Genomic DNA, 12,838 nt, shown 5'->3' with positions numbered 1-12,838 from the left:
CACCGCCATCAGAATGGCGATTCGGGGCTTACCGGTTTCCGTACATCCGCTCATAGTAATTCTGATACTCTCCGCTGATGATGTTCTCCCACCACTCCCGGTTCTCCAGGTACCACCGGATGGTCTTTTTGATGCCGTCGGCAAACTTCGTCTCCGGCAGCCAGCCCAGCTCGTTGTGGATCTTGGTGGGGTCGATGGCATAGCGCATATCGTGGCCCTTCCGGTCCGTCACATGGGTGATCAGGCTCTCTGGCTTGCCCAGCTCCCTGCAGATCAGCTTCACGATGTCGATATTTCGCATCTCGTTGTGGCCGCCCACGTTGTAGACCTCACCCACACGGCCCTTCCGGACGATCAGATCGATGGCCCGGCAGTGATCCTCCACATACAGCCAGTCCCGGACATTCAAACCCTCGCCGTATACCGGCAGGGGCTTATCCGCCAGGGCGTTGGCGATCATCAGCGGGATCAGCTTTTCGGGGAAATGATAGGGGCCATAGTTGTTGGAGCAGCGGGAGATGGTCACCGGCAGGCCATAGGTCCGGTGGTAGGCCAGCACCAGCAGGTCCGCTGCCGCCTTGGAGGAGGAATAGGGGCTGCTGGTGTGGATGGGGGTCTCCTCGGTAAAGAACAGATCCGGTCGGTCCAGAGGCAGGTCGCCGTAGACCTCGTCCGTGGAAACCTGATGATACCGCTGGATGCCGTATTTCCGGCAGGCGTCCATCATGACGGCGGTGCCCAGGATATTGGTCTGGAGGAACACCTCCGGGTTCTCAATGGACCGGTCCACATGGCTCTCCGCCGCAAAGTTAATGGCCACATCGGGATGCTCTTCCTCAAAGAGGCCGTATACCGCCTCCCGGTCGCAGATGTTGATCTTACAGAACCGGAAGTTGGGATGCTCCATGGCCTCTTTCAGCGTGGACAAATTGCCCGCGTAGGTCAGGCAGTCCACGCAAACCACCCGGTCCTCCGGGTGGTTTTTCAGCATATAGTAGATGAAATTGCTTCCAATAAAGCCGGCGCCGCCGGTCACGATCACAGTCATAGCGTCCTCCTTAAAAGCCGGTTTCGGCGTCCTTCAGCCAGGGGGAATTCTGATCTTTTTGGGACAAAATGGGGTTCTCAATACCCCATTCAATGGCCAGTTCCGGGTCATTCCAGCGGATGCCGCCGTCAGCCTCCGGCGCATAGTAGTTATCCGCCTTGTACAGAAACTCCACATGGTCCGTCAGCGTCACAAAGCCGTGGCCGAAGCCCCGGGGGATCAGCAGCTGCCGCTTGTTTTCTTCAGACAGCTCCACCGCCACCCACTGCTTGTATGTGGGGCTGGCGGGCCGCAAGTCCACCGCCACGTCCAGAACGGCGCCCCGGGCACAGCGCACCAACTTGGCCTGGGCCTTGTCCCCCTTCTGGAAGTGAATGCCCCGCAGGGTCCCCTTCACCGTGGAGGAGGAGTGATTGTCCTGCACGAAATCGTAGAACAGCCCCGCCTTTTCAAACTCCCGTTTGGAGTAGCTCTCCATAAAGAAACCCCGGTGATCGCCGAACACCTTGGGTTCTACAATGACCACACCGTCAATTTTTGTCTTGATAAAATCCATGATGCACCTCAGTAGATGTACTTGCCGCTGGCCACGTTATGCAGATGCTTGCCGTAGGGAGATTTGCCGTACAGGGCGGCAGACTCCTCCAGCTTTTCCTTGGTGATCCAACCGTTTCGATAGGCAATCTCCTCGATGGCAGAGATCTGGATGCCCTCCCGGGATTCGATGACCCGGACAAACTCCGCGGCTTCCGCGAGAGAGTCCACCGTGCCGGTGTCCAGCCACGCATAGCCTCGGCCCAGCGTAATGACATTAAGGGCGCCCTCTTCCAGATAGATGCGGTTCAGGTCCGTAATCTCCAGTTCCCCACGGGCGGAGGGCTTCAGCGCCTTGGCACGCTCACAGACTTTTTTGTCGTAGAAATAAAGCCCAGTGACAGCGTAGTTGGACTTGGGCTGGCCAGGCTTCTCCTCAATAGACACCGCACGGCCTTCCTTGTCGAACTCCACCACACCGAACCGTTCCGGATCTTCCACATAGTAACCGAACACTGTGGCACCGTCTTCCTGAGCCACCGCTTTCCTTAGGTGGGCAGTCAAACCGGCACCGTAAAAGATGTTGTCGCCCAAAATCATGGCACACCGGTCATCACCGATAAACTCTTCACCCAAGATAAATGCCTGAGCCAAGCCGTCGGGGGAAGGCTGCACCTTATAGGAAAGCCGAATACCAAATTGGCTGCCGTCCCCCAGCAGACGCTCAAAATTCGGTAGGTCATGAGGAGTAGAGATAACAAGAATATCCAGAATGCCTGCCAGCATAAGCGTGGACAGCGGGTAATAAATCATTGGTTTGTCATAAATGGGCAACAACTGTTTGGATGTGACCATCGTCAGCGGATACAACCGCGTCCCACTGCCACCAGCCAAAATGATGCCTTTCATCGACCTTCCCCCATTTTTGTATCACCTAAAAACTGCAACCTTTAATAAATGTGTCAAAAGTATAACGGGCATGATGATAGTATAGCATATATTTCGAAGAGATCATAGACTTTTTTTTTCCAAAAAGAAAGGCCACAGGAAGAAACCAGTGGTTTGCTTTATTTGATTACTTATGCGTTTTAAATTATTCTTTTAAGAACAATGTATCCAAGGATACTTCATCTATCCAGAAGTTTCGTCCCAGCGTAGCTCTGCTCCTAAGGGTTTACACCTCCCATTGAGGCAAAAGGGATATTTCTGCAAGTGCGTCCAACTTGCCTTCCAAAAATATGGGTGCAAAATGACATCGTCATATGGTAGAATACTCTCTACAGGGGCGGAGCAAGTTTGTCCTCGGTCCGCTCTTTGGGGAGGATCTTATGAATAAAGAACACACCAAGTTGAAAAAACTGGCCGTCCGCACCCCGGAAGAGCGCCAGGCCGCCGAGCAAAAGCGGACCACAGCCGTCATGGGCGCCCTGAAGGCCGTCCACTCTGCCGCCTCCCCCGACTCCATGGAGCCGGAGGACCTGGAGCGCCAGCGCAAAGGCCAGGAGCTGCTGGGGCGTCTCATAGCCCCCATGGTGGGGCTGAGCTGGGAGCCTTTTGACCTGGAGGGGATGCCTGCGGCCTGGGTCCGCCCGGAGCGGGGCCACGACAAACACCGTGTGGTTTTATACTGCCATGGCGGCGGCTATACCAGCGGCAATCTGGGCTATTCCCGTATTCTGGCCTCCAAGCTGGCCAATGTCACCGGATATGAGGTGCTCTCCTTTGAGTATCGCCTGGCCCCCGAGCACCATTTCCCCGCTCCGTTGGAGGACGTCACAAAGGCCTGGGACTACCTGATGCACCTTGGCTATGGCGCACGGGACATCGTGGTGGCCGGCGACTCCGCCGGCGGCAATCTGGCCCTGGTGCTCACTATGCTCCTCAGGGACGCCGGCCGGCTTCTGCCCAGACGGCTGGTGCTGATGTCCCCCTGGACCGATATGACCGCCAGCGGGAAATCCTATCGCGAGCGTCGGGACGCCGATCCCATGATCACCATGAACTATATCCAGGCCGTCCGTGCCGCCTACGCCCCCGGGCGCGAGCTTTCCTCGCCTATGCTCTCTCCTCTCTTCGGGGATTTCGACCGTTTTCCTCCCGTCCTCATACAAGTGGGAACCAATGAAATCTTAATGTCGGACTCGGTCCGCCTACGGGACCGCCTGGTACAGGCGGGCATCCCCTGCCGTCTGGAAGTCTGGCCGGATATGTGGCATGTCTTTCAGATGTTCCCCATGAAAAAGGCCTCCCAAGCGATGGACAGTGTGGGCCGTTTCCTTCTGGAGACATGAGCACAATAGACTTTGCATCCAAAATGAGCGCGAGGCCCGCAGAATTCTGCGGGCCTCGCGCTCATTTTCTCATTCCGCCGGCGCGATGCTGCCCAACTCCAGCACGGGGGTATCCCCCAGAAAGCCGGGCCGCCCCTTGGCCTCCTCTATGGTCCTGCAGAAGTAGGCGTAGAGGTCTGACTGCCGGTATTCTGTGTAGGGATAGCTCTCCAGGGGATAGTCATAGTCCAGGGTGAGATATCCTTTTTCTTCCAGCCCCAGCAGCATGGCGCCGGTCTCCTTCACCCACTCCATGGACTCCTCCGGGCCGCGCAGATAGACCGGCGCCAGAGCCACCGAAGAGAAGTCGTCCTCCCGGCTGCTCTCTATCAGGAATCTCGCCACCGGCAAAAAGTGGTGGTGTTCCAGCTCGTGGAGGAAAGCCGTCTGGGCCTCCGTCAGCCCTCCTCCGTGAGGATGCAGGGAATGGTGTTCCTGGTGGTGCCCACAGCTGCAGTTGCAGTGCTCCTGGTGTTCATGCATAGGGATTCTCCTTTTTTGTTTTTTCCATCATACCGGCCTTTTCTCCCGCTGTCAAGGCGCCTGAGACGCGAGGCCACGGTCCGAAGCGGCTTTCGCCTGCGGGAGCCATCCGTTTTCACCGGCGGTCCCCTTGACATAGCCCGCAGGCCATGGTATGATAGCCGTCCTCTCAGTCCTCCTACTCTTATTTTTCTAGGAGGTGTTTTTTTTGATCTCACATTGGAAACGCAAGTTCGTGGTGTTATGGGTGGGCCAAGCCTGCTCCATCTTTACCAGCATGCTCTCTCAGTATGCCCTCATCTGGTATCTGACCGACCGGACAGGCTCTCCCGCGGTACTCTCCATGGCCATGCTGTGCGGCATGCTTCCCCAAGGGGTCCTGTCGCTGTTCACCGGCTCCTTTGCCGACCGGTTCGACCGCCGGTATATCATGGCCATTGCCGACGGAGCCATCGGCATCGTCTCCCTGTTCCTTGCGCTGGCGGCAGCGGGCGGGACGCTGTCCACCGGTCCCATTCTTCTGGCACTGGCCCTCAGGAGCGTGGGCAGCGCCTTTCACAGCCCATGTATTCAGGCGGTCACGCCTCTGCTGGCGCCGCCCGACGCCTTATCCAGATGCGCCGGCTGGTCCCAGGGGATTCAGACCGTATCCATGCTCCTCTCTCCGGCGGCGGCCGCAGTCCTGTACGATTTGGTCGTCCGGGGAAGCCTCCCCCTCTCCGCCGTTCTCCTGCTGGACACGGCGGGCGCCGCCTTTGCTGTCCTGGCGCTGGCCGCCGCCCGCCTCCCCGTCCTGCGTGTGGGAGATCCCGGCCGCAGGCTCCGCATCTGGCGGGACACCCGGGAGGGCTTCGCCATCCTCCGCGCCAAGCGATGGCTGTGGGAACTTTGCCTCATCTGCGCCCTTTTTTCTGTGGCCTTTCTTCCGCTGTCCGCTCTCTTTCCCCTCATGAGTATGGACTATTTCGGCGGAGATTCCGCCGCGGCCGCCCTTGTGGAAACGGCCTTCTCCGTTGGGATGCTGACGGGCTCCGTCATTCTGGGCGTCTGGGGCGGTACAAAGGATAAAATCGTCACCATGGTCGCCTCAGAGCTGGTTCTGGGTGTGGTTCTGGTGGCTGCCGGGCTGCTGCCGCCCACCGGTTTCTGGGTCTTTGCCGGGCTCTCCCTGCTCATGGGGCTCTCATGTCCCTTTTTCAACTCTGAATTCATGGCCTTGATCCAGGAGAAAGTGGAGCCGGAATACCTGGGCCGGGTGTTGGGCCTCTCAGGCGCCATCATGACACTGGCCTCCCCTCTGGGCCTCGTGGCTACGGCTCTTTTCGCCGAATATACCGGCATCACCGTATGGTTTCTCATCGGCGGAATCGTCACGTTGGTCTGCGGCGGGCTCACCCTCGCCCTGCCCGCCGTCCGGACATGCGACCGGGCATAAGGCCAACCCCTCCGGCTAAGCCAGAGGCCAGAGGCTTGAGTAGGCCCTATAAGGGCCTACTACCGACAAAGCCCTTAAGGAGCCCCGAAATGTTTGCCGACTGCGTTTCTTTCTTGGGCCACCTTTTAAGGGGTTTCTTTACGCCTTCTTGTTCTCGCGCCCCGTAAACGGGTCAACAAACTCTTTTAAGCCTGGTCTTCTATTTGGTCCGAGGCCGACTGATTACGGATTTACTCTGCTATCTGCTTTTTATTCTGTCCCACCGTATCTATATAATATCCTCTGGCCCAAAAGTGCCGGTTTCCATACTTAACATTCCAAATTCGCATGCCGATCAAATGTCATCAAGGCTGCTTCTCCCGTTCAAATATCCCATTATCTGCGATATACTATATTTTTTAAGCTATTTTTACCCCCGGCATAGACGCGGCATGTCTTTGGTACCGCCAATTCAAAAAAGGCCCGCCGCTCCGATGAGGAGCGGCGGGCCTTTTCCAGTTTTCTGTTATCCTGTCAGCCACCCGCCGGAATAAACGGCTCATCTGTCCCCTCGCCGGGCGTCACCGTGGGCGATGCAGCCGGCGGCACAGGCGTGACTTCCGGTGTCTCCTCGGCTCCTCCGGAGGGAGTCGGCGTGGGAGTGACCTGGGCGCCGTGATTGGGCCAGGTGCTGGGGTCAAAGGGATTAAAGTTGTTGTAATCCTCTACGCTGTCAAAGTCCTCCACCCCGGGCCAGGTGGTCGGATCATAGGGATCGATCTCCACAGGCGTGGTTTCCTTCGGCTCTTCCGTGGACTGTGCGGTGGTATGGACATCGCAGTAAGCCGCCGCGCCAAGGGCATCCAGATGCCCGGTGGTGAATTCATTGTCTTTTACGGTGACCGAGGCTGCGGCCCCCTCCCGGGCAATGTCCAAGATGCTGACCACCCGCTTGCTCTCCTCCGGGCAGAATTCTCCGGCCAAATGGTACATGCCGGTGGGCTCTCCACTGGCATTCAGCAGAGGGGAATCCAGGCAGACGGTCCGGTCCACGTGGACGTCGCAGAACTCGGCGGGCTCGTCCCCCCGGACAAAGGTGAGGGTCGTCAGCCGTGCGTCCTCCCCCACCCGCGCATCGTGGCGGCAGGCATCGGTGGGCAGAAGCCCGCTGTCCAGACAGACGGTCTTCTGCACCAGCCCGGCTGCGGGCTCCGGGAAGCTGGCGTTCTCCAGTCCCTGGTGGATCGCGCTCATCACCTTGTTCCAGATCACGGCCGACTGCTGCTGGAGGGATGAACTCATCCGCTCCGGCTGATCGTAGCCGCTCCAGACCGCCGCAGTATAATAGGGCGTGTAGCCCGCGAAATAGAGGTCCTTCCGGCTGCTGGTGGTGCCGGTCTTACCCGCCATGGTCATGCCGTCGAAGCGGGCATAGGTGCCAGTACCGTTGATCATGGCGTTGCGGAGCATATAGTTGATATACCAGGCGGTGGAGTCCTTCATGGCAATGGAGCTCTCCTGCTCATTATCCAAAAGCACAGTCACACCGTCGTCCGCCACCACCTTGGTGTAGGTCCTGGGGGCGATATAGACTCCGCCCCTGGGGAAGGAGGCATAGGCCGCCGCCATTTCCAAGGTGGTGATACCATCGGTAAGACCGCCCAGGGCCAGCGGCGCGATGTCGATGTCGGAGTACACCGTTCCGTTGGACTCGCGCCGGATCACCAGATGATCCGTGCTGAAGCCGAGGTTCTGGGTCAAAAAGTCAAAGGAAAGCTGAGGGGTGATATAGTCCCCCATGATCTTGACCGCCAGTGTATTCACCGAGTTCTGGAGTCCCGTATACACATTGGTCAGGCCCCGGTAGGCGCCGAAGGAGTTCACAGGCCAGGCCGCGCCGTTGGTGCCGTTGTTGTTGTAGGGTGAGTCGTCAATGACGGTAGCCGGCGTGATCAGGCCGTATTCCAGCGCCGGCGCATAGACCGCCAAAGGCTTGATGGCCGAGCCGGGCTGCCGCTGGGAGAGGGCGCGGTTGAGCAGCAGGCTCCCGCTCTTTTCTCCCACACCGCCCGCCACAGCGACCACATTCCCGGTCTCATTGTCGATAACGGTAATCGCCGACTGGAGCTGCTGGCCAGTGCTGGAGTCATGGTTGAAGTTCTCCAGATTCTGATACACCTCATCCACACAGGCCTGGACCTTGGGATTGAAGCAGGAATAGATCTTCAGGCCCCCGCTGTAGACCATCTGGGTGGCCACCTGTTCTGACCAGTCCTGGCTCGCCTGGAGGTCGGCGATGACATCCCGGATGAGCTGATCCTCGTAATAGGTATAGGCCGTAGTGGATTTTTCACCGTCTCCCCGGACAAAGACCAGCTCTTCCGCCGCAGCGGCCGCCTTCTCCTCCTCGGTGATATAGCCCAGCTCACACATCTTGTAGAGGACCAGTTCCTGCCGCTCTTTGTTGCGCTCCTTGCTTCGCTCCGAGATATAGGGGTCGTAGGCGGAGGGGTTGTTGGTGATACTGATGAGGCTGGCGCTCTCGGCAAGGCTCAGTTCAGACACCGGCTTGCCGAAATAGGTATAGGAGGCGGTACCCACACCGTAGCAACTCTCTCCCAGATAGATGTAGTTGAGATACATCTCCAGGATTTCCTCCTTGGAGTAATTCCGCTCAAATTCCAGGGCCCGAAAAATCTCCAGGATCTTCCGCTTCACCGTCACCTCGTCGTTATCGGTCATGTTTTTGATGAGCTGCTGGGTCAGAGTAGAGCCTCCGTAGGTGTCCTTCATACCCAGGAACATATTGACGAAGGCACCGGCGGTCCGCTTCCAGTCCACACCGTGATGGGTCCAGAACCGCTCATCCTCAATGGATACGACCGCCGCGATGAGGTGTTCGGGGATCTCGTCATAGTCCACCAGCACCCGGTTCTCCTCGCCGTGGAGGGTCCGCAGTTCTTTCTCCTCGCCGGTATCCGGATCGGTATAGTAAATGGTGGAGGACAGGTTCATAGTGAACGCCCGGGCGTCCACATAGGTCTGGGGTAGGATCACCGTTTTGATGTAGACCGCTGCAAAGCAGGCCAGGATAGCGCCGGTGGTGATGGCGATCAGGAGCAGGGTGCCCAGCACTTTTCCCACCCCGAGGGCAACGCCTGCGCCGCTGACCCTGCGCTGTCTGCGCCGCCGGTGCGTCTCCCCGCCCGCGCTGCTGTTGTGATTCGTCGTTTCTGCCAAATGAAAAACCTCCGTTCCCGGCCCGCGGGCCGCACGGTCATCTGTATGTCTTCTCCGTCCATCGCTCCCCCCGCCACGCCACAGCGGCTGGGGATCATACGAACCTGCCCTTGGCGCGAAGCGGCGCTCCAAGGGCATGACGATTATCATTATAGTAGAATTTTCGTCATTTGTCCACCCTAATATTTTACATTTTTTGGTCTTTCAGGCATTGATAAAAATTTGGCGTGTCCCTCTCTTGCATTTTTCCTGCGCGGAGGGTACAATAAGGCCAGACAAAAGGAAGGACGGTGTCCAATCCATGAGTGAAGAATTCGGCGGCAATTTCGTCAGCCTGACCGATGAGGACGGCAACGAAATCGAGCTTGAGCACCTGGATACCATTGAGTACAACGGCTCGGTCTACATGGCCTTTTTCCCCGTGGAAGAGGCCGACGAGGAGGGCGAGGCTCCCCAGGATGAGGATGAGGAAGCCGGTCTTATCATCCTGAAGGTGGTCATGCAGGACGGCGAGGAACAGCTCTCCACACTGGACAGCGAAGAGGAGCTGGAGGAGGTCTATCAACAGTTTATGGAGTCCCTGTTCGAGGAAGAGGACGGGGAATAGACGGGCATTCCCAAGTTTCTCCTGCTCGGTGCGTGATGGTTTCTTTTTAAACCCACATCTCTGAAACGGGACGCCCCCACTCGTGCCGTGGATTGCAGGCCTCCCGGCGCGCCCTTTTGGGGCGCCGCCGGAAGTTGGAAGCAGTAAAGCGGCGCGGAGGCGACCCACCTGCCATTTCGTGCAGGTTTTAATCAGGGCCACACGGCCAGAGCGGGAGATTTTCATAAATGACTGTCCGCCCTTCTCATCGGGAAGGGCGGATTTTTATTGTCCGGACGGCGCAGAATAACCGTGAACAAACTGTAAAAAGTGCGCGGGTCGAAGACCGTGCCGTGTGTCCCAAGTAAAAGAGGGGAAATCCATGTAAGCGGTGGAGAACGGCCCCCGTTTTCATGTTCTCTCTGGCCTTCCGTGGGGAAGGGGCACCCTTTTCAGGATTCCAAAAGGCTGCAAAGGCCCATTTTTGATGTGACGCGCAGGTGTGCGAAAACCACCTGATTTGCCTGTTTTCCGCCTGTAGACACCAGATTGGGACTTGCAAGCCGCGGCGCTTTCCTGTATAATGCAACATTGAGTCACAAGCATTTAATGAGAGGACTGAATATTGAAATGAGCGCTTCCAGAGAAAAGAAACAGCGCCAAGTCTCCACTGCCAACGGCCCCAGCGACAAGCAGCGCCGTGAAATGGAGGAGGCGCAGAAGGTCCGCAGCAAGACCATCCTCTATACGGTGGTGGGCATCGTCATCGCAGTGCTGGTCATCGCCCTCCTGGTGTGGAACTCCGGCATCTTTGAAAAGAACAAGGTCGTCGCCACCGTGGGGGACCAGGATTACACCGTCACCGAACTGGGCTTCTATTTCTACCCCAGCTATAACTATATGGCCAATCTGTTCGGCGGCACTGTGGACGCGGATACCGCCGCCTCCATCCGCCAGCAGGCCCTCGACTCCCTCCATCAGTACGCCGCGCTGTACACCGCTGCGCTGAAGGACGGCTACACCGTCGACGACAATATCCAGGCTCAGGTGGACGGCTCTGTGGAGCAGATCCGCAACTATGCCGCCCAGAACGGCACCACTTTCTCAGTCTATCTCCGCAGCTCTTACGGCCCTTATATGACGGAGAAGGTCCTGCGGGAATGTCTGACCCAACAGGCCGTGGCCAACGCCTATTACAGCGACCACGCAGACTCCCTCACCTATGACAAGGCCCAGCTTGAGAGCTATTACGACGAGCACAAGGACGAGCTGGACAGCTTCACCTATTCCGCCGCCTTCATCAATGGAGAGGCCGTCTCCTCTACCGATGCCGACGGTAACACCGTCGATCCCACCGACGCCGAGAAGGCCACCGCCATGTCCGTGGCCAAGGCCACAGCGGAAGATCTTGCCCAGCAGGCAGAGGCCGGCGGCGATTTCGACGCGTTGGCGGAGGAGTTTGCCGGTCGGGACGACAAGTCCTCCTTCAAGGCGGAGACGACCGCCCTCGGCTCCGCCTTGACCAGCGCGCTCAATGCCGACTGTACCGCTTGGCTCACCGACGCCGCCCGCGAGAGCGGGGACATCACCACCATCGAGGTTGCCGATAGCGGCTACTGGGTGGTGAAGTTCGTGGACCGCTTCCTGAATGAGGACAGCTACGGCAGTGCGGATATCCGCCACATTCTGGTGCTTGCCGACGTGGCCGACGGCGAGACCACACCCACGCAGGAGGCTATGGACGCCGCCAAGGCGGAGGCACAGCGCATCCTAGATGAATTCGCCGCCGGCGAGCAGACGCCCGAGACCTTTGGCGAGCTGGCAAAACAGTACTCCGAGGACCCCGGTTCCAAGGATAACGGCGGTCTCTACGCCGGCGTGACACCCACCACCTCCTTCTTTACCGGCTTCCTCGACTGGATCTTTGCCGACGGCCGTCAGATCGGAGACACCGGTCTGGTGGAGAACACACAGGAGGGCCAGAGCGGCTGGCACGTCATGTATTTGCAGGATCACACCGTGGCCTGGGCCGCCACCGCCAACAGCACGCTGAAGAGCAATGACCTGAGCGCCTGGCTGGAGGAGCTGCAAGCGACCTACGCCATGACCACCAACGACGCCAACGCGGCTCTGGTGGGCTGAGAACATCGCTTTTTCCCCGGAGGCCTCCGTCTCCGGGGAAAGTTTTATTCTGCGGGGCCGGACGGGAGGCGCTCGGACCGCCTTGCGGCGGCACAGCCGCGGGCCCGCGGCGTGCACGGCCGGGCAGCCGGCCCGCGAACACGTAGATTTCATCTGCTTCTGTCGCGCATGGATGCGCGCGAAGCTTTCTTTAGGAGGCTTTCTATGGACGACCGCTTTCTTCGTATCCAAATGCTTCTGGGCAGCCCTGCCATGGAGCGGCTCGCCGAGGTCCATGTCTGCGTCTTGGGCCTCGGCGGCGTGGGGAGCTGGTGCGCCGAGGCGCTGGCCCGCTCCGGCGTCGGAGCGCTTACCCTGGTGGATCAGGATACCGTGGACCGCTCCAATCTGAACCGCCAGGCCGAGGCGCTTGAGTCCACCCTAGGTATGCCCAAAGCTGAGGCGATGGCCGCCCGCGTGCTGGATGTAAATCCCCACTGCCGGGTCAGACCCATCCGCGGGCGGTACGAATCCGCTTCCCGCGAGGCCTTTTTCTCCGTCAGGTACGACTATGTGGTGGACGCCATCGATTTGGTCTCCTGTAAGCTGGACCTGATCGAAACCGCACTAGCCCGAAACTTCCCCATCATCTCCGCCCTGGGGACCGGAAATAAGCTGGACGCCTCCCTTCTGCGGGTGTCCGACATCTCCAAGACCGAGGGCTGCCCCTTGGCCAGGGTGATCCGCAAAGAGCTGCGTGCCCGCGGGATTCACCACCACAAGGTGGTCTGGTCTCCTGAGGAGGCCCGCAAGCCAGATCAGCCCGAGGCGCCCCCTCCGGGCCGCCGCAGCGTCCCGGCCAGCGCGGTGTGGGTCCCCGCCACGGCGGGGCTTCTGCTCGCCGGCGAGGTGGTCATGGACCTGACCGGAATCCGATAAAAGGAAAAATCCCGTGGATCGCGGCGGGCCGTCCCGCCTCATGTCCCTGTTTCTCGTATAGCGGACCATACACTCCCCCCCTCGGCTGTCTCTGTACCCCATCCGCGGCCCCGAGCCGCAGGGCGCTTGGCGCCGTATCACTG

General features: G+C 59.0%; 10 protein-coding genes, 1 other RNA gene and 1 pseudogene. 6 read left to right on the top strand and 6 right to left on the bottom strand.

Going from position 1 to position 12,838, the window contains the following annotated elements:
* Positions 1-28: 28 nt before the first annotated feature.
* The 3 genes from rfbB to rfbA are packed head-to-tail and all read right to left on the bottom strand — an operon-like array spanning position 29 to position 2,491.
* On the bottom strand, positions 29-1,048 hold the full coding sequence (rfbB, locus tag SRB521_RS06105) for a dTDP-glucose 4,6-dehydratase (RefSeq protein ID WP_116721959.1): 1,020 nt from the start codon (positions 1,046-1,048) through the stop codon (positions 29-31).
* A gap of 10 nt (positions 1,049-1,058) precedes the next feature.
* Entirely contained in the window at positions 1,059-1,604 is a 546-nt protein-coding gene (gene rfbC, locus SRB521_RS06100) for a dTDP-4-dehydrorhamnose 3,5-epimerase (RefSeq protein WP_116721958.1), read from the bottom strand.
* 8 nt (positions 1,605-1,612) lie between these two features.
* The gene (gene rfbA / locus SRB521_RS06095) at positions 1,613-2,491 is read right to left on the bottom strand and encodes a glucose-1-phosphate thymidylyltransferase RfbA (RefSeq protein ID WP_075704160.1); all 879 of its coding nucleotides are present in this window, start codon (positions 2,489-2,491) and stop codon (positions 1,613-1,615) included.
* Between the two features lie 419 nt (positions 2,492-2,910).
* Between rfbA and SRB521_RS06090 the strand changes: the two genes are divergently transcribed.
* On the top strand, positions 2,911-3,873 hold the full coding sequence (locus SRB521_RS06090) for an alpha/beta hydrolase (RefSeq protein ID WP_075704161.1): 963 nt from the start codon (positions 2,911-2,913) through the stop codon (positions 3,871-3,873).
* Between the two features lie 69 nt (positions 3,874-3,942).
* Here the strand turns inward: SRB521_RS06090 and SRB521_RS06085 are convergent, their stop codons facing one another.
* The gene (locus SRB521_RS06085) at positions 3,943-4,395 is read right to left on the bottom strand and encodes a hypothetical protein (RefSeq protein ID WP_075704162.1); all 453 of its coding nucleotides are present in this window, start codon (positions 4,393-4,395) and stop codon (positions 3,943-3,945) included.
* Positions 4,396-4,603: 208 nt separating this feature from the next.
* Here SRB521_RS06085 and SRB521_RS06080 point away from each other — a divergent pair, with 208 nt between their 5' ends.
* Entirely contained in the window at positions 4,604-5,830 is a 1,227-nt protein-coding gene (locus SRB521_RS06080) for an MFS transporter (RefSeq protein ID WP_033116769.1), read from the top strand.
* 138 nt (positions 5,831-5,968) lie between these two features.
* Here the strand turns inward: SRB521_RS06080 and SRB521_RS16460 are convergent.
* Together SRB521_RS16460 and SRB521_RS06070 are read right to left on the bottom strand one after the other, a co-directional pair.
* Positions 5,969-6,227: pseudogene (locus tag SRB521_RS16460) on the bottom strand (transposase); the annotation flags it as partial.
* Between the two features lie 116 nt (positions 6,228-6,343).
* A complete protein-coding gene (locus SRB521_RS06070; RefSeq protein ID WP_165366585.1) occupies positions 6,344-9,049 on the bottom strand; it encodes a transglycosylase domain-containing protein in 2,706 nt (901 codons plus the stop codon).
* A gap of 301 nt (positions 9,050-9,350) precedes the next feature.
* Between SRB521_RS06070 and SRB521_RS06065 the strand changes: the two genes are divergently transcribed.
* The 4 genes from SRB521_RS06065 to SRB521_RS06050 all read left to right on the top strand — a co-directional run bounded on the left by SRB521_RS06065 (position 9,351) and on the right by SRB521_RS06050 (position 12,695).
* Positions 9,351-9,656, top strand: a complete 306-nt coding sequence (locus tag SRB521_RS06065) for a DUF1292 domain-containing protein (protein WP_033119317.1) — start codon at positions 9,351-9,353, stop codon at positions 9,654-9,656.
* 15 nt (positions 9,657-9,671) lie between these two features.
* A non-coding RNA gene (gene ssrS / locus SRB521_RS06060) (6S RNA) lies at positions 9,672-9,877 on the top strand.
* Between the two features lie 388 nt (positions 9,878-10,265).
* On the top strand, positions 10,266-11,777 hold the full coding sequence (locus tag SRB521_RS06055) for a peptidylprolyl isomerase (protein ID WP_075704164.1): 1,512 nt from the start codon (positions 10,266-10,268) through the stop codon (positions 11,775-11,777).
* Between the two features lie 204 nt (positions 11,778-11,981).
* Positions 11,982-12,695, top strand: coding sequence for a tRNA threonylcarbamoyladenosine dehydratase (locus SRB521_RS06050; protein WP_075704165.1), 714 nt, complete (start codon positions 11,982-11,984; stop codon positions 12,693-12,695).
* The last annotated feature ends 143 nt before the right edge of the window (positions 12,696-12,838 follow it).

It is taken from the genome of Intestinimonas butyriciproducens, from assembly GCF_004154955.1.
Classification (GTDB): domain Bacteria; phylum Bacillota; class Clostridia; order Oscillospirales; family Oscillospiraceae; genus Intestinimonas; species Intestinimonas butyriciproducens.
This window is presented reverse-complemented; position numbering and strand designations above follow the sequence as displayed.